The organism is uncultured Campylobacter sp. (assembly GCF_937980635.1).
Taxonomy (GTDB): domain Bacteria; phylum Campylobacterota; class Campylobacteria; order Campylobacterales; family Campylobacteraceae; genus Campylobacter_B.
The window spans coordinates 51,487-74,563 of record NZ_CALJPG010000016.1 but is presented as its reverse complement, the minus strand read 5'-3'; the positions used below and the strand labels follow the sequence as shown (position 1 = coordinate 74,563).

Sequence of the window (23,077 nt, the reverse complement as noted above, 5' to 3'; positions counted from 1 at the left end):
GGCGACGCCGGCCTAATTTTAAAATTACACCATCGCCCCTATATACTGTGCTATAGCCGTTAAATTTAAGCAACGATAGGCGATAAAATTTTAAGAATTTCGCCGCCCAGCATTTCTTTACGCCACCAAGCCCACAAAACCGCCTAAACCTTCTTAAACTCCACGCTAAATTTGCTTCCGCATCCTACTTCGCTACGCAGCGAAATCTGCGCGCCATGGATCTTTGCGATTTGTGAGGCGATGGCTAGCCCGAGCCCTGCACCGCTATTTTGCTCGCGATTTCTGGAACGCTCGATTTGATAGAGCTTGTCCCAAATTTTAGTTTGCAAAGCAGGCTCTATGCCCTCTCCATCGTCACTTATGCTAAGTTCGCACGCGTCTGCACTGACGCAAAGCTCTAAAGCGACGCTACTGCGCGTAAATTTTAAAGCATTGCTTAAAAGATTGTTAATCAGCCTGATCAAAAGCAGCTCATCGCCGTTTACGCGCACGCCCTCGGCTATCTGCGAGCTAAAGCTTAGCCCCTTTTGTGCGCACAAAAGTTGAAAGTCTTGCGCGCACTCGCTTGCGATTTTGCTTAAGCTTACGGGTGCCAAACGCACGCCACGCTGTAAGCGGGCAAGCTCTAAAATTTGCTCTATTAGCGCCGAAATTTTACGCGCTTGATTGTTGATGACCGCGAAACTCTCCTTCGCCTCGCTCGCGTCTTGCTCGTAGGCTAGGGCGTAGTCGCTTTGAGCCAGTATAACGGCAGCGGGCGTACGCAGCTCATGCGAAAGATCGGCGCTTAGCTGCCGCTCGCGCTCAAACGCGCTTTGCAGCGATGCTAGCATTTCATTAAACGTAGCTGCAAGCGCGCTTAGTTCATCCTTGCCTCGCGGTAGTTCTATTCGCCGCGTAAAATCGCCGCTAGCTCCGATCTCGCTAGCTGTACGCGACATAGTGCGCACGGGTTTAAACGCTCTTTTTATGATGGCATAGCCGCCGTAGATGACGAGCGCCACAAATAGCGGCGATAGGATAAGAGCGATTAGCATCACGCGCTTCATCGCAAGCTCAAACTCGCTAACTGCGATTACGCCGCGTATCCATGCGCTGCGCCCTTTGATCTGCGCGTCGTAATAGAAAAACTCATCGTCGTCAAGCTCCACCTCGCGCGCGCCTTGAGGCGAGAGCGGCAGCGCAGGATCGAAGCCTTTAGGCACAAATCCCGCGATCACGCCGCCCTGTCCGTCATGTTCGTAGAAAAATACACCGTCATCAAAGCTTTTTAGCTTGTCCTCGCGCGCGGCTTTTTGCACTAGGTGGGCAAGCTTTTTTTGGCTAACGGAGCTTCCTGATACTTCGTCTAAAATATAGCCGCAAATGCCGATAATAGCGCCTGCAAGCACCAAAATAAATACGCTGTAATAAAGCGTCACGCGTAGGCTGATAGGTAGCGCGCGCGAGCTAAAATTTTCTTTAGCAGTTGCGAATACTCTAGATAAGACTTGAGTAAAATTTCTTATCGCGATTTTAGACGCGAAATTTTGTCCTTGACTTTGCGCGAGGACGCTATTAGAATTTTGCGCTAGATCAGGCTTTGCGCTTGTAGCAGAAAAATTTGGCGCGGAATTTGATGCCGGATTTTGCGTGGAATTACTTCTAAAATTTGACGCCTGGCTTTGAGTAGAATTTAGAGCCTGGTTTAACTCGATATTTTGCATGGGATTTTTCTTGCGGCTTTTCTTTAAACACGCAAAATTATGCGTAAAATTCTGTTTAAAATTTCGCACGAATTTTAATATGAAAAGCGCCGTAGCGGCAAAAATCTGCTTCGTAATCGCTGAAATTTTAATCCAAATCTTGCTATCTTGCCACGACATAGCCAAGCCCTCGCTTCGTTTCTATTATATTGCCGTGTTCGCCTAGCTTTTTGCGGATATTTTTGATTAAAACATCGATAACATTTGAGCTCGCTTCGTCGCTAAAATCCCAAATGCTATCGCCGATTTGTTCTCGGCTTAAAATCGCACTGCGATTTAGCATCAAAAGCTCTAAAATTCTATATTCCTTACCCGTTAACTCCACTACCTCGCCTGCGCAGACGACCGATTTTTTGCTTAGATTTAGGCGCACTTGCCCTATGATAATTTCGTTATCAGCAGTAGCGTTTTTACGCCTAATAATTGCGCGAAGCCGCGCCAAAAGCTCACGAAAATCAAAGGGCTTAACCATATAATCATCTGCGCCCAGATCAAGCCCTGCGATGATATCTTCTTTGGCGTCCCGCGCAGTTAAAAATAAAACCGGCGTTCCCAGTCCACGCGTCCGCGCCGCCTTTAAAAACTCAAAGCCGTCCATCACGGGCATCATAGCATCAAGCACGATAGCGTCATATTTTGCGACATCCAAAAACTCTAGTGCTTCCTTGCCGCAAAAGGCGCAATCTACGCTGTAGCCGTCCTTTTTCAGACATTTTGCGATGATTTTATTTAGATCTTTTTCATCCTCGACAAGTAAAATTTTCAAAGCGCTCCTTTAAAATTTTGCTAATTCCAATCCGCCATTTTAGCCAAAAACGCATAAATTTTGCGGTGCCTTGGATGTGTAAACACGCTCATTTTACGCACCGCTAAATTTCAGTAGCGTTAGGGAGTTGCACTAATTCGCAGGCGCCTTTTGTCTAGCTCTAATCTCGCTTGCCTTTTTATCCGCTACGCCTCCTAACCACCCTAAAAAATTTAGTGCGCCTGCTGCGATATTTAGCGCAAAAAGCCCAAATCCTACGCAGCCAAGCTTAAAATTTTGCTTAGCGATTTCGCGTTTGCAGCGGCTGCAAAGCACTGGCTTGCAAGAATTACAAACCTCCGCGCAGCTTGCTGCACTGGCATAATCTCGCGCGCTTGCGAAATTACTTGTATCTGAAAAATTTTGCGTATCGGCTAAATTTTGCTCGCTAGCGAAATTTTGCGCACTTGATAAGTCTTGCGTCTGCGAAGAATTCCGCTCGCTTGTTTCGCTTGCTAAATTTACCGAAAAATCTTGCATATTTTCATCTAAATTTTTAGCCGCGTCTGCATTTTGGGCACCATAAGTCATAGCATCAGCATTTTCGTTTATGCTAAAATCCCTAGCGTTCAAAGCCTCACTAGTTTGGGCGGAGTTATCTGCTCCACCCTTTAAGCTTTGATTTTTCATCTCACGCCTTTGCTTATTTTTGACGCTGCGAGATCTGTTCGCCCGTAGCGGCGTCGATTAGCACCTCTTTTTTGCTCATACCTTGGCGTAGTTTGACTTCGTATACAGGCTTACCGCCGTTACTTTCCAAATCGACCTCGCGAAAATCCCAGCCGGCGTTTGCGCTAAGTGCTTTAGTGCGAGCGTCTGCGGCACTGATTTTGACCTGCGAATAATCAATTTTATTAGGCTTTAGCTTCTTTTGCGTTTGAGTCTTTAAAATTTCGCCGCTTTGAGCGTCGATTTTGATCTCGCTTTCGCTACCTTCTTTATACGACTCGATCTCATAGACGAGCCTTCCGTGCTCATCGTCGATTTCTACGCTTTTTATAGTCGCGTCACCAAAGTTTTGCTGCGCGATCCCTATCGCTTGATCGAATGAAACTTTAGCGTCTTTTTCGCTAAAACTTCCTGCGTTTAATGCGCCCACAAGGGCGAATGTAGCGGCGAGTGCGCCTAAAGCTTTAAGATTTTTCATCTTTAATCCTTTTAATTTTATTTCCAAATTTATTTTGGATGGCGCAATTTTAAAACTTCAAGATGAAGCTAAGATGAATGTGCGAAGAATTTTAAAATTTCACAAAAATTTTGCTGCGATTTGTGAGATACGAAGCGCAGAATTTCCGAGCATTTACCAAAACGCCGTAAAATTTCAACTTGAAATTTTATCTCAAGGAACGCTTTGTGCCTAGCATTTTTAAAAATCCGTCGCAGCAGAAGCTTATTTTTCTAAGCTCGCTTGCTTTTGTGATGTTTTTTAACTTCTCGTTTTTTAAAAATATCATAAATGCCTACGGAATCTCGGGGCTAAATTTTATCTATCTTGTCTGCGACATGGCAGCTTTGATCGCTTTTTTGACGCTATTTTTTACGATTTTTAGCTCGCGCTATACGACAAAGCCGATTTTGATGATATGCTTTTTTATTTCGTCGTTTACGGCGTATTTCATGGATAGCTATAACGTCGTAATCGATTCGGAGATGATCCGTAACGCAGCCCAGACGAACTTTGCCGAGTCAGCGGATCTTTTTAGCCCGAGACTAGCGATTTACGTGCTGGTGCTGGGCGTCTTGCCCTGCGTGCTGATTGCTCGCGCGCGCGTTAGCTACCGTCCGCTTAAATTTGAAATTTTAGCTAAGCTCAAAGTAGCGGGCATTTGCATAATAATCATTGCGGCGCTGCTTTTTGGATTTAGCAAATACTACGCGTCATTTTTCAGAGAGCATAAAATTTTACGTAGCTACGCAAATCCCGGATATTGGATCTACAGCGGCGTTAAATTTATCGCAAAATCTAAAAAGCAAGGCTCGCAGCCTCTGATGCAAATCGCTACGGACGCGCATATCGATAAAAATTCCACAAGTCCAAAAAAACTCGTCGTCGTAGTCGTGGGCGAAGCGGCGAGAGCGGATAGATTTTCGCTAAACGGCTACGAGCGAGATACTAATCCGCTACTAGCCAAAGAGCAGGGCGTCGTAAGCCTAAGCAATACCCATTCTTGCGGCACTTCGACGGCGCAAAGCGTGCCGTGCATGTTTTCGCTGCTAAATCGCGAGGAATTTAGCGTCGAAAAGGCTGCGGAGGAGCAAAACGTATTGGACATACTAAGCCGCGCTGATGACATGGCAATTTTGTGGCGCGATAATAATTCCGATTCCAAAGGTGTGGCGCTGCGCGTAAAATATCAGGATTTTAAAATTCCGCAAAATAATCCTATCTGCGACATAGAGTGCAGGGATGAGGGGATGCTTGCAGGGCTTGATAAATTTGTCGCCGAAAACGCGGGCAAAGACGTATTAATCGTGCTGCATCAGATGGGCAATCACGGGCCTGCGTATTTCAAGCGCTATAAGAAAGAATTTGAAAAATTTAGCCCCGTTTGCCGCGATAACGAGCTTGAAAACTGCTCGCAGCAAGAAATTTCAAACGCCTACGACAACGCGATTTTATACACGGATTATTTTTTAAGCAAGGTTATAGATTTTTTAAAGCCGCATTCTAAGACGCACGAAACGGCGATGATCTATATGAGCGATCACGGCGAGAGCCTCGGCGAGAGCGGCGTTTATCTGCACGGCATGCCCTATCTTTTCGCTCCCGAGGCGCAAAAGCATATCGGTGCTATTGTTTGGCTAGGTGAGGGAAAAATGCGCGAAAGATACGATCTAGGCGCGCTTAAATCGCATAAGGACGACGCTTTTTCGCACGATAATCTTTTTCACACGCTGCTTGGAATTTTTGAAGTAGATACAAAGGTGTATAACAAGGATTTGGATATTTTAAGCGGAGTAAAAATTAGAATTTCGCGCTAAATTCCGTCGTAAATTGTGAGTGAAATTTTAGCAGCAAAAAATTCTATTGGCAAAATTCTAATTTAAGCTTAGTTTGAAATTTTACCTAAACTTGAGCAAAATCTACTCTAAAAATTTTTATGCAAAAGCTAAAAGAAAGGCAAAGTGCCGCAAAAACTCAATCTCTCATTTATCGTTGCGAGCTATGAATTTTAAATTTCATTAGAAATTTTATATGCAGTTTTGATAAAAGCCTGCGCTAGATGGTTTAGGCGTTTGCCTTTTTTATAGGCGATTATCAGCGTATTATCGAGCTCGCGCGCGCCTACGTCAAAGAGCTTTATCCTACTTGCCTTATCTTCTTTTATCATCTGCGGTATGCTAAAGCACGTTCCTGCGCCGCTTGCGACGATGGCATTGGCGATATCAAAAGTCTCCGTACGGCATAGCACTTTCGGCGCAAAGCCTGCGGCGGCAAAGAATGCATCTATCTGCTCGGCGCTCCTTAGGCTTTGATTAGGCAGGATAAATCTTTCCTCTTTTAAGCGCGAAATGTCAATTTTGGGAACAGATTCGTTTTTAAACTCAAGCGAGAGCGGATGGGCGGAGCTTAGAGCGACATAGGTTTTTTGCGTTAGAATTTTAACCCCGTCAAGTCCGCTCATATCGATGGGCAGTATCAGCATACCGACATCAAGATCACCTTGAAGTAGCATTTCACGAATGCTAAGCGCAGAAGAAAATTGCGTAATTTGCAGATCCGAATCCTTAAATTTCTTGCAAAACATCGGCAGCAGCGATGGCAGTAGATTATAGCCGTTCTGCGAAAAACCAATGCGAATTTTATCATTTTTTACGTCGCTTATTTCAGAGATATCGCTTTTTAGGTCGTTTATGGCGTCAAAAATGACTTTGGCTTTACTAGCATAAATTTTTCCCGCGCGCGTAAGCGAAATGGGATTACTCGTGCGGTTAAAAAGCTGCGTTCCAAGCTCGCGTTCCAGCGATAAAATGCTCTGCGATAGCGACGGCTGCGGGATTTTAAGTGCTTCGGCAGCCTTAGTAAAGCTGCGGAATTCTGCTACTTTTAATACTAGCTCCATGCGATGCAAATTCATTTAGCCTCTCCAATTGATAATTTAATTCTTATGAAATGATACACTAAATAATATTTGACTTATGTTAAAAATGAAACTAAAATTACGTTTTTAGTTTAGAACTTTAAACTTAAGCTAAGAATTTCTCAAATGGAGAGGAAAATGAGTGAATCAAATTTCAACAGACGCGATTTTTTAAAATCGGCCTGTATCGGCGTCGGCGCGCTTAGCCTTAGCGGCTGCGTGGATACCGACAAGAGTAAAAGCGCAGACGGCGGCAACGAAGGCGGCCTTCCTAGTGTGGACGTACTCGTTATCGGCTCGGGAGGCGCGGGTCTGCGCGCAGCCGTAGCGGTAAGAAAGAGTAATCCAAATCTCAGCGTAGTCGTAGCTACAAAGATGATGCCTTCGCGCAACGCCACCTGTATGGCAGAAGGCGGTATCAACGGCGTTACGAGCTTCAGTGGCGGCGATTCATACAAACTTCACGCCTATGACACCGTAAAGGGCGGCGCATATCTCGTAGATCAGGACGCCGCGATTAAATTTTGCGAGCTTGCGGGCCCTACGATTGCCGAGATGGATTACATCGGCACGCTGTTTTCCAGAAACGCTAGCGGCGGCGTGGACGGCAAAGAAAGCGGCGTCCCGGGCGGCGTAGCGCAGCGCTTCATGGGCGGCGCGTCTAAAAAACGATGCAACTACTCCGCCGATAAGACGGGTCATATCTTGATGCACGCCTGTTTTGACGATGCGGTCAGCAACGGCGTGAAATTTTTAATCGATCATGAGCTGCTTGAGATCAGCGCGCCTGAGGGCAAATGCGAGGGCGTCGTGCTTCGAAATATCCAAACCGGCGATTTTTATCCGGTGCTTTGCAAAGCCTTGGTAATCGCTACGGGCGGATACACGAGGATGTTTTACAACCGCACCTCGGTGCCTTATATCGCTACCGGCGACGGTATTGCGGCGGCACTGCGCGCAGGTCTTGGATTTAGCGATCCCGAGATGGTGCAGTTTCATCCCACAGGTATCAAAAGCGGCGGCGCGCTCATTACCGAAGCTGCGCGCGGCGAGGGCGGATATCTGCTCAATAACAAAGGCGAGCGCTTTATGAAAAATTACCACGAAAAGATGGAGCTTGCGCCGCGCGATGTCATAGCTCGCGCGATCGAAACCGAGATTCGCGAGGGCAGGGGCTACGGCGAGGGGCTCGGCGCATACGTGCTGCTTGACGTAAGACATCTCGGAAAAGATAAAATTTTAAAAGCCCTTCCTAAGATCAGACACACCGCCATTTTATTTGAGGGTATTGATCTGATCGAGGAGCCGATTCCGATTCGTCCTACCGCACACTACTCGATGGGCGGCATTGAAGTCACAAAATTTGACGATATGAGCACTAAAATTTCGGGGCTTTATACCGCGGGCGAGGCGTCTTGTATCTCGATTCACGGCGCAAACCGCTTGGGCGGAAATTCTTTAACCGACGCCGTCGTAACGGGCAAACTCGCAGGGCTCGGCGCAGCGGATTATGCTGCAAAACAAAGCGGTTTTGGTGACGGTAAAAGAGCGAGCGAGCTCGCGCAAAAATGGCAGGCTAAATTTAAGCAGATCGCAAACGGCTCGGGCAAGGCAAACGAGATGTATGAGTTACGCGAAGAGTTAGGCGCGCAGCTTTGGGACAATATGGGCATCTTTAGAACAGGCGAGAAGCTCGATCTGCTTTCGCAAAATTTAGAGGGTATTAAAGCGCGCTACGACGAGCTGCACGTCGCGGATGTAAATCCGGTTATGAATACCGCATTTACCGACTATGTCGAGCTTGGAAATTTGATCCTGCTTGCGCGCTGTGCGTGTTTGGCTGCGCAAAAGAGGCTGGAAAGCCGCGGCGCGCATACCAGAGAGGATTATCCGAAGCGCGACGATAAAAATTTCTTAAAGCACAGTATCGTGACGATGAACGACGCAGGCGAGCTAAGCTTGGGCTACAAAGAGGTTGTCGTTACGGAATTCTCTCTTGACGGAAGGAAACCTCAATGAAATTTATCATAGACCGCTTCGACGGAAGCAAAAATTATAAGCAAGCCTACGAGCTTAGTTTGGAGCAGATCAAAGGAAAGACCCTGCTTGGAGTTTTGCAATTTATTAAGCAAAATTTAGACATCACTTTAAATTTTACCGCAGCGTGCCGTATGGCGATATGCGGAGCCTGTGCCGTGAGGGTAAACGGGCACTCATATCTCGCCTGCGATACCAAGATGGAGGCTTTGCTTGCGGAGTATGAGAACCCGGATAGCTTTACGATCTCGCCGCTAAATAATTTCCGAGTGATTTCGGATCTAGTGGTGGACTGGGAGCCTAGTATCGAGAATTTAAGAAAGATCAAACCTACGATTACCCCTAAGAAAGAATTTAGCGCCGATAAGGGCTGTAAGCAAAGCCCGGAGCAGATGGAGCGCGTCAAAAAGCAGTGGGATTGCATCCTTTGCGGCTGCTGCGCTAGCGAATGCAATAAGCTTGGAGCCGATGCGAGCGATTATATGCAACCTTTTGTTTTTACGCATGCTAACCGCGCCGCGTTTGATTCAAGAAGCAGGGATGCTATGCCTCATCTAAAGCCTGCGGTACTAAACGGATTATGGCTATGCGTGCACTGCCAAGAGTGTGCCGATCGCTGCCCTAAAGGCATAAGCGCTCAAAGCGACATCACCGCACTTCGCGCTCTAGCGATGAAAAAAGGCTTAACCGCAGGAAGCGGTCCAGCTCACGCAGAGGCGTTCCTGCTAGATATCGTAGAGGGAAGCGGAAGGCTAAACGAGATCAAGCTTGCTTTAAGAAGCGAAGGCGTATTTGCAAATATGGGCAAGATGGACGTAGCGGCAAATTTAATGGCTGCGGGTAAGATGAATCCTTTGCACGTATTCGGAGGCGAGGAGATCGAGGGACATGCGGGGCTCGTTAAGATGATAGAGGCCGCACGCAAGGCTCAAGCTAGCGGCGAGATAGAATAAGGAGGAGAGTATGAATAACGAATTTGCATTTTTCCCGGGTTGCGTTTTAAGTCAAGCCGCAAAGGAATCTAAAATTTCACTTGAAGCGATCGCTCCGGTACTGGGTATTAAACTTCACGAGATAAAAGGTTGGAGCTGCTGCGGGGCTAGTCAAGCTCAATGCGTCGATCCTATGGCAAGCTTGGTAGCCAATGCCAGAAACATCGCGCTAGCCGAGGGTATGAATATGCCTCTGCTAACTACCTGCTCCACCTGTATGCTAACTCTAACTAAAGCAAAGCTAACTTTGGATAAGGGTGCTAAAAGCTATATCAATACCTTTTTAAAAGAGGGCGGTATGCAGTATCAGGGAAGTACCGAGATAACGAGCTTGCTTTGGGTGCTATATCAGAATTTAGACACTCTAAAAGCCAAGGTTGTTAGACCGCTTTCAAATTTAAAAGTAGCGCTATTTTATGGCTGCCACTCATTAAGACCGGAGCGCGAGCTTAAAAAAGAAAGCTCGACCAATCCGAAAAGCTTTGAAGCGGTAGTTAGCGCACTTGGTGCTCAGATAGTGCCTTTTGAAAAGCGCCTTGATTGCTGCGGCTTTCACGCTAGCTATCCAGCGGTAAAATCAGTATCTAAAATGTCAAGCGAGATCGTAAATGACGCTGCCGAGCACGGAGCGGACGTCGTAGTTACTCCTTGTCCGCTATGTCAGATGCAGCTTGATATCTATCAGGAGCGATACCAAGAAGCGATGAACTCAAAGGCAAGAAAGCCGATCATCCACCTATCTCAGCTGGTAGGCCTTGCACTTGGGCTAAGCAACGAACAGCTCGGACTAAACATCAATATCCAAGATGCAACGAGATTGGTAAGCTGATCTTTGAGAAATTTCTAAAGATTTAACGGATGATTTTGCAAAAATATTTCGCCGCGGCGCACAAACAGTGCGCCTGCTAGTATCGCACAAAATCATCCGACCTACGCTTACTTTATCCTAAAATACTTTCCGCTACTATAAAATTCTTGGATAAAATTTCACTGCTTTATAAATTTTAACGCTTCATAAATTTTAATGCTTTCTCTGTCGTAATTTAACGTTTCGCCCGGCGAATCAAATTTTAATCCGCCTTTTATTTTTAAATTTAAAACCTGCTAGACGATGAATAAATATAAAATTTTAATTAAATCTAATGAAATTTAAGGTGCATGAATTCTAAATTTCGATAGAATGCCATTTAAAAATATCCTAAATTTCAGGAGGACGATATGGTTGATTTAGCTCAAATTTCGGCTAGACTTGATGCCGTTGAGCGTTTGCCGCGAATAAAAGCGGAGGAAAGCATACAAGAAAGGCTTAAGAGAAAAGGTTTTTCGCGTCGTGATTTTATGAAATGGAGCGGAGCGATGACCGCGATGCTTGGTCTTCCGGCCGCATTTGTACCGAGCGTGGCGCGAGCTGCGGAGCTTGCGGATCGCCTGCCGGTAATCTGGCTTCATATGGCGGAGTGCACGGGCTGTAGCGAGAGCTTGCTACGCACCGAGACGCCTAGCATCGACAGCCTAATATTTGATTACATCAGCCTTGAATATCACGAGACGATAATGGCTGCCGCAGGCTGGCAAGCCGAGGAAAATTTAGAGGGTGCGATCGAAAAATACAAGGGGCGCTATATCTTAATGGTCGAGGGCGGAATCCCAAGCGGCAAGAATGAATTTTTCCTAACCGTGGGTCCTGAGGGCAAGAGCGGAGCTCAACACTGCAAAGACGCGGCCGAAGGCGCTGCAGCAATATTTGCGATCGGTACCTGTTCGAGCTTCGGCGGTATCCAAGCCGCAGCTCCGAATCCGACCGGCGCAGTAGGTCTAGAAAAGATCATAAGTAAGCCTGTCGTCAACATCCCAGGCTGTCCACCGAATGAAAAAAATATCGTCGGCAACGTGCTAAATTTCATCCTTTTCGGCACGCTTCCGAGCCTAGACGTTTATAATAGGCCTAAATGGGCTTACGGGCTACGAATACATGATCTGTGCGAGCGCCGCGGACATTTCGATGCGGGCGAGTTTGTAGAAAGCTTCGGAGATGCGGGTGCGAAGGACGGATACTGCCTTTATAAAGTAGGCTGCAAGGGTCCTTATACGTTTAACAACTGCTCGCGCGAGCGTTTCAACTCCCACACTAGCTGGCCGGTACAAGCGGGTCACGGCTGCATAGGCTGCTCAGAGCCTGATTTTTGGGATCATATGGGGCCTTTTGAGGAGCCTTTGGCGGATCGCCTTTACGAAAGCGTTTTTGGCGGGCTAGGCGCTGATGCTACCGCAGATAAGATAGGTGTCGGAATTTTAGCGATCACGGGTGTTGCGGTAGCGGCACACGCGGCGATTGCGTCATTTAAGAAAGATAAAGGGGAATAATCATGTCGCAAAGAATCGTAATAGATCCGATAACCAGAATAGAGGGACATTTAAGAATAGAGGTCGTAGTGGATGACGAAAACGTCGTCCGCGAGGCCTATAGCAGCTCGACGCTATGGCGCGGGCTTGAGACCATAGTAAAAAATAGAGATCCGCGCGACGCGGGATTTTTTATGCAAAGAATTTGCGGCGTCTGCACCTTCTCGCACTACAAAGCGGGCATCGTCGCGGTAGAAAACGCCCTCGGTATCACTCCGCCGCTAAATGCCTTGCTAACGCGCACGCTGATGGCTAACGCGCTGTTTTTACACGATCATCCGGTGCATTTTTATCAACTCCACGGGCTTGATTTCGTAGATGTAGTAAGCGCGCTTAGCGCCGATCCTAAAAAAGCAAGCGAAGAGGCGTTTAAATACTGCGACACCCCTTATGCGTGCGGTGCCGATAAGCTAAAAGAGGTGCAGGATCGCGTGGGCGCTTTTGTTAAAAAGGGCGCTTTGGGGCCTTTTGCCAATGCCTACTTCGGCCATCTTACATACAAGCTTAGCCCGGAGCAAAATTTGATCGCTCTTTCGCACTATCTTGAGTGTTTGCGCATTCAGCGTACGGCGGCTCAGATGATGGCGATATTCGGTGCGAAGCAGCCTCATCCGCAAAGCCTTACCGTAGGTGGCGTCACCTGCGTGATGGATATCCTAAGTCCTGCGAGACTTGGCGAATATATGTCTAAATTTAAAGAGGTCGCAGACTTCGTAAATCGCGCCTATTATCCTGATCTCGTAATGGCTGCTAAAGCTTACGGTAACGAACCTAGCGTGCTAAATGATATCGGCGTGGCAAATTTATGGACTCATCAAGAATTTCAGCTTTCAAAGAACGAATGGCTATTTCAAAGCGGCATGATTATGAACGGCGATATTAGCAAGGTTTTGGAGCTTGATGAGAACAAGATTACTGAGGAGGCAACGCATGCGTGGTATAAAAACGATGCAGCGCTTCATCCTTACGACGGAGAACAGGAGCCGAATTATACGGGCCTTCAGGACGGGCAGAGCATCGACGCGCACGGCAAAGAAGCGCATACGAGGGTGCTCGATACTCAGGGCAAATACACCTGGATCAAGGCTCCGCGATACGACGGCAAACCGCTTCAGGTAGGGCCTCTTGCAAATATCGTAGTAAATTACGCCAAGAAAAACGAGCGCGTAGTAAAGGTCGTGGATCAATTCCTAAAAGACGCCGGCTTGCCGCTTGAGGCGGTATTTTCAACGCTTGGACGAACGGCGTGCCGTATGATCGAGGCTAAAGTCGTAGCCGACAACGGACTGATCGCGCTAGAAAATTTGATCGCAAACATCAAAAGCGGCGATACCGAAACCTGCGCAAAATATGTAATCGATAACTCAAAAGAGTACAAAGGTCGCTATATCGGCCACGTACCGCGCGGTGCACTTAGCCACTGGTGCAGGATCGAAAAGGGTGTCATCAAAAACTGGCAGGCGGTCGTGCCGTCTACTTGGAACGCCACGCCAAAGGACAAAGACGGCGCTATGGGCGCCTACGAATCCTGCTTGATCGGACTTAAGCTTGCCGATCTTTCCAAGCCGTTAGAGATCATCCGCCGCATCCATTCATTCGATCCTTGCATAGCCTGCGCCGTGCACGTGATGGACGCTAAAGGGGCGGAGCTTGGCTGCTATAGGGTAGATCCCAGCAAAGGATAAACGATGAAAAAAAGATTTGCGGAATACGAGTTCTCAATCGGCCTTAGGCTCACTCACTGGCTGCGTGCGCTTTGCATTACGATTTTGGTGATCACCGGATATTACATCGCCTTTGTTTTCACCGCGCCCGAGGTGAGTCCCGAGCCGGTGCTTTTCATGCAGGCTAAATTTAGATTCGTGCATCTGATCTTCGGCTTTGCGATGATCGGTGCGGCGATCTTTAAAACCTATCTTTTCTTCTTCGATAAAAAGAGTAGAAAAGAGCTTTTAAGCATCAAGGATTTTTTTAGCCCGCGCGTCTGGATCGCTCAGATCAAATACTATATCTTTTTGGGCGAGCACCCGCATCTTCGCGGCGTTTACAACCCGCTACAGTTCATTTCCTATCTGGGCTTTTATCTAGTGCTGTTCGTAATCTGCCTAACGGGTATGATCTTATACGTTCACGTCTATCACGAAGGGCTCGGCGGCGCGCTATACGGGCTCTTGCGCCCGCTAGAAGCTGCGATGGGCGATCTAAGCGAAGTGCGAATGATACATCATCTTTGTATGAATATCATCATAATCTTCGTGCCGATCCACGTCTATATGGCGGTCTTTAACGCCGTCAAGGGCAGGGATGGCGCGATGGATGCGATCGTAAGCGGCTATAAATTTAAAAAGGAAGAGCACGCTTGAGGGTGCTGGTACTGGGTATCGGCAACGTCATCTACGCGGACGAGGGCATAGGCGTGCACTTCGTCCGCGCGCTCGCGCAGAACTATAAATTTTATCCTAAAGCCGCCGCACGAAATTCTAAGGCGGGCGAGGATTTCGCGGCGCAGAATTTCATGCAAAATTCCGCCCAAGTCTCTGCGATACAAAATTCTACCTCGCAAAATTCCATAGAGCGCAACTCCTTGCAAAATTTTGCAGATGAGAATTCTATCTTTAAGCAAAATTTCGCGACAGCGAATTTAGACCGAAATTCTACTTCAGAAAATTCCGCAAAGCAGAATTTCGCTTCAAATTCTACTTCGCAGAATTCCGCCATAAATTCCGCAGCGCAAAGCTCTATCAATGCGAACCTCGTTGCCAAAAATCTCGCCGTGCCGAGCGATAGTGCGGATCAGATCAGCTTTATCGACGGCGGGACGCTGGCTAGCTTTTTGATGCCTACGATGGCGGAATTTGATGAAATTTTGCTCGTAGATTGCATAGACGCGGACGGCGCAAAGGGCGGCGAGGTGTATTTTTTCGACTACGACGCGATGCCTAAGCAGATCAGCTGGAGCGGCTCGGCGCACGAGGTCGAAATGCTTCAAACCCTGCAGATGATGGATCTTTGCGGCGATCTGCCTCACGTTAAAATTCTAGCGGTCGTGCCGCGCCGCATCGAGGAAGCAAGCTTTAAGCTAAGTTCTGTGATATTGCAGTCCTCAAAAATCATGGAAAAAACGGCGCTTAGGTACCTATCGAATCTTGGTTTCGCGCATGAAAAAATCGCCGATCTCAGCGCCCAAGATATCGCGGATCGATTTGCAAAAAAGGGGCGAGATGATAGTAGCATATGAGTTTAACTACCTTAATGAAAATGCGCTAATAGCGCACTTCTTGCTGTTTTATGCTCGCAAAAGCGCACTTGAGTTTTGCCTGAAAAAAGAGGCGAGCTTAATAAGCCTTTTCGTGCGCGGCGGCGAGGATGAAATTTTAAAATTTAGCGACGAGGCGATGCCGCTGATTCCAAACTCTATATTTTTGGCAAAATCCTCCGTGCGAGTGGTGGACGAGGGCGGCGCCGAAGCGAAAGCTCTGAAATTTAACGGCACGTTTGAAGATGCCTCCTCGGGCGATTTAAGCAAATTTTTAGAGGATGAAATTTCAAACGCAGCCAGTCAGGCTAAATTTAATAACTTTACCCCGCGAGTGATGAAAGAATACCTCGCTCACGCCGAGCCGTCTCAAAACGAATTCGGAATAATAAGCGGCGCCAGCGTGCTTCATGACGGAAAATTTGAAGCGGTAGGTAGGGAGAATTTTGCTTGCTTACTGGAGTTTTGCCGCATAAACTTATTTCATGCTCAGCAGGTGCAGATTAAGCGCGGCGGCGCAACTTTCACGCTCAAGGCGGATGTGGATTTTAGCACCGATTTTTTGATAGCCGCGGGAGTGGGCGCGCTGGATGGGATTTTTGCGAGCGACGAAAAGAGCAAAATTGCGCTCGCAGCCTTCGAAAAGCCGCTCATAAGCCTAAAAACCAATGCGATCTTTAGAAAAAACCACGAGGACGCGCCTAAATTTTTTGACGTAAAGCTTGCGGGCGATATATTCGTGTTTGCGCTTGGGCGTGCTTTGGCAAGCGACGGGATCTATTTTTTAAGCGCAAAATGCGAAAGCGCGGCGCAAAAAGATAAAATTTTTAAAGTCGCGCCGCTGCAAAACGGCTTTTTGATCGTGCAAAACGAGGATTTTTTAAGCGGCAGCGCGAGCTCCTATCTGAAAAACTCAAACGACAAAAACTCCGCTCTTTTTGCGCTTACGTGCCGCGAGAAGGGGGTTTTGAACGACTCCAAAAAACGCGTTTTGCGCTGCTTTTTGGGCGTGGGCGCAGACGATGAGATCGCAATTTACGGCGAAAGCTCTAAAAAAATTCTGCTGAAATTTAATCTGTCGCGCAGTTTCGACGAACTTAAGGCTCAAATTTGCGCGGATGAGACGGGCGCGAAGCTGCTTGAAAATTTCAGCGCCAAATTTAACGTAAACGCCGCAAAAATCGATGAAATTTTAAAAAGCGCAAACGCGGGATTTCACACCATCTTTAGCGTCGCCGCGCAGCTTATATGGGGGCGCGATGCGGCGTTTTTGATTGCCGCTGCGGAGGATTTTGCGGGCGGCAAAGGGGTGCGGCTTGATTTTTGCACGGACGAACACGGCTGCCTGCAAGCGGATAAAATTTTGCGCTCGGCGATGAGCTATGCGCTCGCAAGCGCCAATGAGAAGCTGTTTGCGTTCGGATTTTTCGATAGTTTGGGCTACTTTTTAAGCGATCTGGCGGATGAGCGCAAAGAGGATTTTGATGTTTTGATCTTCGGCGGCGCGATGTTTGGCGGGCGCAAATTCGCGGATTTAATGCTTAAACTTTGCAAAAATTTTGACGCGAGCTTTAGCGACAGCTTCGCGCTTCAAGCTCGCTAGATCGGGCATATATGCGTATTTTTGGCAAAGCTTTGAAGCCTTATTCGCAAAACGGCGAGTTGCGCGGGCATTGCGGTGCCGATAGCTGCGCCATACGGGCTAAGCTTAACGCAGATGAGATCGCGCGAAATTTTAAAAAAGCGGCAAAGGGCGCGGAAGCAAAGGAACAAATTTTATTAAATTTAGAGCATATTTTGAGGCGCCTGGTACGTTTTGTCCGCTTGCAGCGAGCGCAACTTGCTTGCAAAGCAGCTCCTGCACCGCGCAATTTATGAAAGCACGTGCATGAAAGCGGCTAAATTTGAGGTTTTCGGAGCGGTGCAGGGGGTCGGATTTCGCCCGTTCGTCTACAAACTCGCCGTGGATTTAGGGCTAAAAGGCGAGGTTTATAACGACGGCGAGGGCGTTAAAATCATCGTTTGCGCAGATCTTTCCGAGCCGCAAAAAGGCTCGATTGATAAAAATTCCGCCCCTTTAAATTTAGATGAGCCAAATTCTAACGAAATTCAAGCGCAGAAAGTATCGTCATCAGCTGCTCGGTCTTTAAATTCTGCCGAGTCGGATTCTAGCGAGACCGCAAGCTCGTCACTAAATTTTACGGGCTCAAATTTAAGCCAGGACTCCATTTCGCCGCAAAGCGCACCGAACTTACCGAATGATTCGGCCGGCTTGCTACGTGATCTAACAAACGATTTAGCAAATCCGCCTGATTTGACGAGTTTGCCACATGATTTGATGAGAGATTTTCAAGCTGCAGCGAGCGATAAATTTTTACCGAACTTATTCGAGACCGATCTAAACGAGCAGGGCTCCATTTTGCCCGCTTTGTCGGATCAAAATTTCATCGTGCAAAATTCGTCGCAGCAGCGAGGTATTTCACATAATGAATCGCTGCAAGACTTGCAAAATACTAAGCGCGACTTGCAAGATGCGAAAGAGGACTTGCAGGACTTTAAACACGATTCGCAAAGCGTCGAGCAAGATCTGCGCGAAGAAGAAATTTTGAAAATTTTCGAGCAGCGCCTTCGCAGTGAAGCGCCGCCGCTTTGTCGAATCGATAAAATTATCTGCACCGATCTAAATACGCAATATTTTACGCAGAATTTTACTGATTTTAAGATCACGCAATCCAAAGAGGGGCGCAAATTTAACCCGATTTTGCCCGATTTTGCGATCTGCGATCAGTGTAAAAAAGAGTTTTACGACCCGCAAAATCCGCGTTTCCACTATCCTTTTATCAACTGCACGGATTGCGGCCCGCGCCTTAGCATCATCGCCGCGCTGCCATACGACCGCGCAAACACCACGATGAGGGCATTTGAGATGTGCGAGTTCTGTCGCGGCGAATACACAGACCCGCTTACGCGCCGCTATCACGCCGAGCCGATCTCCTGCCCGCACTGCGGTCCGCAGCTGTTTTTATGCGGCGCGGGTGGTGAAATTTTATCAAGCGGCGAGGAGGCGATAGCGCGCACGGCGGAGCTTTTGCGGCGTGGACAGATTGGCGCGATCAAGGGGATGGGCGGCTTTCACATCGTTTGCGATGCTACGAACGAGCGCGCGGTACGCATGCTGCGAACGCTCAAAAAGCGCCCGAGTAAGCCCTTTGCGATCATGTGTCGCGACGCAGCGCAGGCAGGGCGCGCAGCGAGCCTAAGCGCAGAGGAAGAGGCGCTGATAGACTGTAACGTCAAGCCGATCGTGATTTTAAAAAAGCGTGAGTTCGTTTGGCGCACGCTGACGGGCTTTGCGGCGGATTTCGGCACGCAAAATTTAAAGGCGCAAGGCAAAAATCCTATATCGCCGAAATTTGCGGGCGAGCAAGAAGAGGCGGCGCAATGGCAGGGCTCTGAACTACAAAATTTACGAAATTCCGCAACGCAAAATTTTAGTACGCAAAGCGCTGAAAATTGCGCAGAGCAGGGGATATTACAGAGTGCGCAAATTTTCAGCAAAACGGCGCACCGTAATTTCGCCTACGATATGCTAGCGGCAGACGACTCGCAATGTGCAGTAAACGAGCTAGAGCGCGCGTACGATGGATCTGATTTGCGGTGCGCGGCTAAAAATTTGAGCTCGCCGCAAGCAGTAAGCGAGGCGCAAGTTACGATTAACGAGTTAAAATCGCAATTTGCGGCAAATGGCAGAGAACTGCGATACGTATCGCCCGGTTCTTGGCATGCGGACGAGCAAAATTTACAACTCTCAACGAAGATATCTGATTTGCAGCCTGCAGCGAGCGAGCCCGTTTCGCAAAGATCCGCGAATATTTCAAGTTTGCAATATGCCGCGGATAGGGCAAACTCGCGATATGGGGCGTGTGAGCAGGACTTGCAAAACGCTGCAGATAAGGCGGCTTTGCAATGTGCGGTGAGCGAGCCAAGTTCGCAACAGACGATAAATTCGCAAGGCTCATGCTCTGCGCAGGCGTGCGTGGCGGACGTGCGTGGCGCATATTCCGATAACGGGGGCGATTTCGTGCGTTTGCCCGCGAGCTTTTCGGCGATTTTTAGGGCGGGTGCGATTTTTATCGCTCCAAGCGTGGCGCCAAACCTTAATAAAATTGGCATTTTCCTAGCCAATACCGGCGTGCATCTGTTGCTTTTTGAACACTTTGATCGCCCGATCGTCGCCACAAGCGCAAATATCAGCGGCGAGCCCATTATTTTTAGCAGCGAGGAGTTGCGCGCGAAGCTGAGCGGCGTCATCTCGTTTTACCTGGATAACGACCGCGAAATTTTAACGCCGAGCGACGATAGTATCGCGTTTTTGCAGGAAATTAAAAAAGAAGCTGCAAGCGCGAATGCAAACGATTGCACGCACGATATATACACGCTTGAGACCCGGGCTCACAGCGAGAATATGGCACAAAATTTTGAAGCACCGCATGCTGTGTCGCTTCCCTCGATCGATACGAAGTCCGATTTGAACGTGATTATAAAGCGGCAGCCGAATGAAAATACGTCAAACTCGAAAAGCGATGCTCTAAAACGGGCAAATTCCAAGCAAGGCTCGAAGCGTGATCCGAGTGAAGGTCTGCAAAGCTCGCGAGTAGCCGTTTGCGAGCTAAAAAATTCGCAAAATTTATCCGAAAAAGCAAAAAATGAGCAAGAAAGCGCCGCGCTAGGTAGCATCTGCGACGCGACGATAGCCGATGAAAGCACCGATGCGGCGATAGATAGTTGCGACGCGTTCTCGGATGACGGGCGCGACGTCGTGGCATCAAACGATGAACGTGACGGCGCATCTTTAAATTTTAAAAACGGCGCGGCATCGATTGATACGAAGCGCTGCGGCACCGAGAACGCGGAAAATCTCGAAAAAGCAAAAGGCGGACAGGGCGCAGCAACATTGAGCGATAAATTTGGCGCCGCACCTTCAAATTTAAAAAGCGACGTAGCGGCGCCAAGCGAGACCAAACATAATATCGCAGCCCAGGATAGCGAGCGCTTTGTGACCTCAAATAGCAAGCGAGACGCGACCCCAGGCAGCCAGGACACAACATTAAATTTTAAAAACGGCGTCACAGCGTTAAATTTCAAAAGCGCGAACGATCAAGCGAGCGGAATTTTAAATCGAGCGCTGTTTTTGCGAACCTCTCGCGGAATGAATCCAAAAATTTTCCCTAGCAAATTCCAGCTAAAAGGCACTTTCCTAGCGCTCGGAGCAGAGCTTAAAAATGAGTTTGCGATCTACAAAGACGGGCAAATTTTCATCTCGCCCTACATCGGCGATCTTAAAAACGTCGCCACAAATGAGCGATTTTTCGCGCTTTTGGATATGTTCGTGTGCGCCTACGAGCTGAAGTTCGACGCCGTTATCGCGGATCTGCACCCGCAGTTTTCGCACACGCGTTTTTTCGAGCGGCGCGGATACCCCGTGATCCGCTACCAGCACCATTTCGCGCATCTGGTTTCAAATTTAGCGCAAAATGATCTTCTTTTTAGCGGCAAAAAATACCTCGGCTTCTGCTTCGACGGCACCGGCTACGGCACGGACGGCAAAATTTGGGGCGGCGAAGTGATGGTGTTTGACCCGCACGGCTATCGTCGCATCGCAAAATTTGATGAAATCGCGCTTATCGGCGGCGAGAATGCGATCAAAAACATCTACAAACTTGCGCTCGCGCTCATATTTAAATTTAACGCAAAGGACGCTGCACGCGAGTTTTTGGCAAAATTTAGCACGGGCGAAGTCGCAAATTTAGAAAAAATCGCACCGCGTGCCGTCCGCTCAAGCTCGCTAGGGCGGCTGTTCGACGCGTTTGCGGCGGTCATTTGCGACCTGCGAACCGTAAGCTTCGACGGCGAGGCGGGCATGCGGCTAGAAAACCTCTATATCGACGGCTGCGAGCAGAGCTACGAATTTACGCTGCGAAAGGAGGGCAAAAATTTTATCCAAAACGCGCCACAATCCGCTTCGCAGCAGCAAAGCGCCGATGATTTGGCGCGCGAAGCGGGGCAGGGCGGTTTAAATGCGAAAAATCATAGCGGTATGAAAGATAGCTGCGCGTTGCAAGGCGATTTTAAAAAGCTTGCTGGCAATGCGGCGAGCAAAGGCAAGCTTAAACTAGCGACCCAAAACATCGCCGAAAGCAGCGATAAAAAGAATGAAAGTTCCGCCTCAAATTCTATAAACCAAGCATCCGCCCTGAATTTAATAAATTCTAAAAGCAAAAGCGCCGCCGATGCGGATCAAACCCCGCAAAATAGAGCTTGCGCGCCGAGCCTTGAGGGCGAATGCTATGTGATCGATTACAAAGAGGCGTTTTTGCAGGCTTTGCGCGATGAGCCGCGCTTGGCTGCGACGAAATTTATAAACGCCATCGCAAATTTCATCGCAGCTTTCGCCGAGGGCGCGGGGCTGGAGGTCGTGCTAAGCGGCGGGGTCTTTCAAAACGCGACGCTTCTAAATCTTACGTGCAAAAAGCTGCGCGAACGAGGAGTAAAATTTCATCTAAACCGCGAGATTCCGTGCAACGACAGCGGCATCGCATACGGGCAGCTCGCGGCGTATCTAAGCGAAATTTCGCGCTAAGCTCGTCCACAAAAAACGCAATTATAGCCGTTAAGCTCGCTTGGTAAAATTTATCGTATCATCTCGCCGCTAAATTTATGAACTCTGCGCCCTGCCTGCTCTTTGCGTAAATTTTAACGCTACGGGCGATAAAATCCACTGCGGCTAGCTTTTCTAAAATCGCAAAATCAGCGAACAAATTTACGCCTTGCCGTCTTCATATGTCGCAGCCGAAACGTTAAAATTTTAAAATTTAACGGCGCGCCCACGCTGTCGCCATAGCATTACGCGCGCAGCTATGACAATCGATGCAAAATTCTACCGCGGCGAATGGCTAGATACTGCGCAAATCCCAAACTAAGACGCTATTTAGCGCCCGACTCTTAAAATTGGGCAAGTTCGCGGTAGAATTTAAAATAACGGTAGCACCGGTAAATTTCATCGCGCTAGCACTAAAATACAACGCGAAATCGCGAGCAAAATTTCAAAATACGCACGATGCCTTGGAGCTTTAAATTTTAAAGAATAAGCCAAATTAGCGCAAAATTCTTACTATTTGAGCGGAATTTCGGTAAAATTACGTTCAAAATACGCGAAATGAGGGAAACTATGAAAAAAGAGGAAAAAGAGAGCGCCGTAAGATTTAGCATTTCGCTACCGACGAAGCTTTTTGAGGATCTCGATGAGATGGTGCGCGCCAAGCAATACCTAAGCCGCAGCGAGTTTATCCGCGATCTCATACGCGAAAAGATGGTCGAGGGCGTGCTTCACGGAGATGGCGAGGATGACTGCGTGGGCGTGCTTTGCATCGCTTACGATCATCACCAAAGCGATCTGATCGAGCAGCTCGTAGAGATCGAGCACCACGCAAACGTCACCATCGTCAGCACCAGCCACTTCCACATCGACGAGCGCCACTGCTTCGAGGAGATCACGATGCGGGATAAAATTTCAAAGATCGAGCGGCTCAGCGCCAAAATCGGCGCGCTAAAAGGGGTGAAATTTTCCAAGCTCGTAAAGGCTATTATCACCGAAGCGTAGGGCTTTTGCGCATTTTTAAAAACAGCGTGTCGCGCTAAATTTACGCGCTTTTAAATTTAAACGCAGCTGCGGCGCGATTTTTTTAGGTTACGAAGCG

16 protein-coding genes and 3 pseudogenes are annotated in these 23,077 nt (G+C 48.1%); 14 read left to right on the top strand and 5 right to left on the bottom strand.

Annotated elements, in window-relative coordinates:
- Window positions 1-143: 143 nt before the first annotated feature.
- The 4 genes from Q0460_RS03460 to Q0460_RS03445 all read right to left on the bottom strand — a co-directional run bounded on the left by Q0460_RS03460 (window position 144) and on the right by Q0460_RS03445 (window position 3,697).
- Complete coding sequence (locus Q0460_RS03460) at window positions 144-1,865, bottom strand: HAMP domain-containing sensor histidine kinase (RefSeq protein ID WP_299084912.1); 1,722 nt, start codon at window positions 1,863-1,865, stop codon at window positions 144-146.
- Window positions 1,849-2,511 (bottom strand): response regulator transcription factor, encoded by a 663-nt coding sequence (locus Q0460_RS03455; RefSeq protein WP_299084908.1) that lies wholly within the window; start codon window positions 2,509-2,511, stop codon window positions 1,849-1,851. The genes Q0460_RS03460 and Q0460_RS03455 overlap by 17 nt, the downstream gene beginning before the upstream one ends.
- 132 nt (window positions 2,512-2,643) lie before the next feature.
- Entirely contained in the window at window positions 2,644-3,180 is a 537-nt protein-coding gene (locus tag Q0460_RS03450) for a hypothetical protein (protein ID WP_299084905.1), read from the bottom strand.
- 13 nt (window positions 3,181-3,193) lie between these two features.
- Window positions 3,194-3,697 (bottom strand): PepSY domain-containing protein, encoded by a 504-nt coding sequence (locus Q0460_RS03445; protein ID WP_299084902.1) that lies wholly within the window; start codon window positions 3,695-3,697, stop codon window positions 3,194-3,196.
- Window positions 3,698-3,903: 206 nt separating this feature from the next.
- Between Q0460_RS03445 and Q0460_RS03440 the strand changes: the two genes are divergently transcribed.
- Window positions 3,904-5,532: a phosphoethanolamine transferase gene (locus Q0460_RS03440; protein ID WP_299084899.1), complete on the top strand. Its 1,629-nt coding sequence runs from the start codon at window positions 3,904-3,906 to the stop codon at window positions 5,530-5,532.
- 191 nt (window positions 5,533-5,723) lie between these two features.
- Here the strand turns inward: Q0460_RS03440 and Q0460_RS03435 are convergent, their stop codons facing one another.
- Window positions 5,724-6,614, bottom strand: a complete 891-nt coding sequence (locus tag Q0460_RS03435) for a LysR family transcriptional regulator (protein ID WP_299084897.1) — start codon at window positions 6,612-6,614, stop codon at window positions 5,724-5,726.
- A gap of 156 nt (window positions 6,615-6,770) precedes the next feature.
- On the opposite strand from Q0460_RS03435, the gene sdhA reads away from it, so the two are divergent.
- The 13 genes and pseudogenes from sdhA (at window position 6,771) to nikR (ending at window position 22,980) form a co-directional block, all read left to right on the top strand.
- The gene (gene sdhA / locus Q0460_RS03430) at window positions 6,771-8,651 is read left to right on the top strand and encodes an 8-methylmenaquinol:fumarate reductase flavoprotein subunit (protein WP_299084893.1); all 1,881 of its coding nucleotides are present in this window, start codon (window positions 6,771-6,773) and stop codon (window positions 8,649-8,651) included.
- On the top strand, window positions 8,648-9,622 hold the full coding sequence (sdhB, locus tag Q0460_RS03425) for an 8-methylmenaquinol:fumarate reductase iron-sulfur subunit (RefSeq protein WP_299084890.1): 975 nt from the start codon (window positions 8,648-8,650) through the stop codon (window positions 9,620-9,622). Before sdhA ends, sdhB begins: the two co-directional genes overlap by 4 nt.
- Before the next feature lie 10 nt (window positions 9,623-9,632).
- Window positions 9,633-10,490 carry an 8-methylmenaquinol:fumarate reductase membrane anchor subunit gene (gene sdhE / locus Q0460_RS03420; protein ID WP_298954883.1) on the top strand — a complete coding sequence of 286 codons (858 nt, stop codon included), beginning with the start codon at window positions 9,633-9,635 and terminating at the stop codon, window positions 10,488-10,490.
- Between the two features lie 389 nt (window positions 10,491-10,879).
- The gene (locus Q0460_RS03415; protein WP_299084887.1) at window positions 10,880-12,025 is read left to right on the top strand and encodes a hydrogenase small subunit; all 1,146 of its coding nucleotides are present in this window, start codon (window positions 10,880-10,882) and stop codon (window positions 12,023-12,025) included.
- Window positions 12,026-12,027: 2 nt separating this feature from the next.
- Entirely contained in the window at window positions 12,028-13,749 is a 1,722-nt protein-coding gene (locus Q0460_RS03410) for a nickel-dependent hydrogenase large subunit (RefSeq protein WP_299084884.1), read from the top strand.
- 3 nt (window positions 13,750-13,752) lie between these two features.
- The gene (gene cybH / locus Q0460_RS03405) at window positions 13,753-14,427 is read left to right on the top strand and encodes a Ni/Fe-hydrogenase, b-type cytochrome subunit (protein WP_299084881.1); all 675 of its coding nucleotides are present in this window, start codon (window positions 13,753-13,755) and stop codon (window positions 14,425-14,427) included.
- Window positions 14,424-14,519, top strand: a pseudogene (locus Q0460_RS03400) (hydrogenase expression/formation protein); the annotation flags it as partial. The gene cybH and the pseudogene Q0460_RS03400, both read left to right, overlap by 4 nt.
- 60 nt (window positions 14,520-14,579) lie before the next feature.
- Window positions 14,580-15,302, top strand: coding sequence for a hydrogenase maturation protease (locus Q0460_RS03395; RefSeq protein ID WP_299084949.1), 723 nt, complete (start codon window positions 14,580-14,582; stop codon window positions 15,300-15,302).
- Window positions 15,286-16,923 (top strand): hypothetical protein, encoded by a 1,638-nt coding sequence (locus Q0460_RS03390; RefSeq protein ID WP_299084878.1) that lies wholly within the window; start codon window positions 15,286-15,288, stop codon window positions 16,921-16,923. Before Q0460_RS03395 ends, Q0460_RS03390 begins: the two co-directional genes overlap by 17 nt.
- 285 nt (window positions 16,924-17,208) lie before the next feature.
- Window positions 17,209-18,630: pseudogene (locus tag Q0460_RS03385) on the top strand (Sua5/YciO/YrdC/YwlC family protein); the annotation flags it as partial.
- A gap of 276 nt (window positions 18,631-18,906) precedes the next feature.
- Window positions 18,907-19,689: pseudogene (locus Q0460_RS03380) on the top strand (Sua5/YciO/YrdC/YwlC family protein); the annotation flags it as partial.
- Between the two features lie 96 nt (window positions 19,690-19,785).
- Window positions 19,786-21,960, top strand: a complete 2,175-nt coding sequence (locus Q0460_RS03375; protein WP_367178651.1) for a hypothetical protein — start codon at window positions 19,786-19,788, stop codon at window positions 21,958-21,960.
- Between the two features lie 588 nt (window positions 21,961-22,548).
- Window positions 22,549-22,980, top strand: a complete 432-nt coding sequence (gene nikR / locus Q0460_RS03370; RefSeq protein ID WP_298978682.1) for a nickel-responsive transcriptional regulator NikR — start codon at window positions 22,549-22,551, stop codon at window positions 22,978-22,980.
- Window positions 22,981-23,077 lie beyond the last annotated feature (97 nt).

Bases quoted from the DNA above. Each gene is read 5' to 3' on its own strand.
- Q0460_RS03460 (WP_299084912.1), bottom strand. From the start codon at position 1,865: ATGTCGTGGCAAGATAGCAAGATTTGGATTAAAATTTCAGCGATTACG.
- Q0460_RS03450 (WP_299084905.1), bottom strand. From the start codon at position 3,180: ATGAAAAATCAAAGCTTAAAGGGTGGAGCAGATAACTCCGCCCAAACT.
- Q0460_RS03445 (WP_299084902.1), bottom strand. From the start codon at position 3,697: ATGAAAAATCTTAAAGCTTTAGGCGCACTCGCCGCTACATTCGCCCTT.
- Q0460_RS03435 (WP_299084897.1), bottom strand. From the start codon at position 6,614: ATGGAGCTAGTATTAAAAGTAGCAGAATTCCGCAGCTTTACTAAGGCT.
- sdhA (WP_299084893.1), top strand. From the start codon at position 6,771: ATGAGTGAATCAAATTTCAACAGACGCGATTTTTTAAAATCGGCCTGT.
- sdhB (WP_299084890.1), top strand. From the start codon at position 8,648: ATGAAATTTATCATAGACCGCTTCGACGGAAGCAAAAATTATAAGCAA.
- sdhE (WP_298954883.1), top strand. From the start codon at position 9,633: ATGAATAACGAATTTGCATTTTTCCCGGGTTGCGTTTTAAGTCAAGCC.
- Q0460_RS03415 (WP_299084887.1), top strand. From the start codon at position 10,880: ATGGTTGATTTAGCTCAAATTTCGGCTAGACTTGATGCCGTTGAGCGT.
- Q0460_RS03410 (WP_299084884.1), top strand. From the start codon at position 12,028: ATGTCGCAAAGAATCGTAATAGATCCGATAACCAGAATAGAGGGACAT.
- cybH (WP_299084881.1), top strand. From the start codon at position 13,753: ATGAAAAAAAGATTTGCGGAATACGAGTTCTCAATCGGCCTTAGGCTC.
- Q0460_RS03395 (WP_299084949.1), top strand. From the start codon at position 14,580: ATGCAAAATTCCGCCCAAGTCTCTGCGATACAAAATTCTACCTCGCAA.
- Q0460_RS03390 (WP_299084878.1), top strand. From the start codon at position 15,286: ATGATAGTAGCATATGAGTTTAACTACCTTAATGAAAATGCGCTAATA.
- Q0460_RS03375 (WP_367178651.1), top strand. From the start codon at position 19,786: ATGGCACAAAATTTTGAAGCACCGCATGCTGTGTCGCTTCCCTCGATC.
- nikR (WP_298978682.1), top strand. From the start codon at position 22,549: ATGAAAAAAGAGGAAAAAGAGAGCGCCGTAAGATTTAGCATTTCGCTA.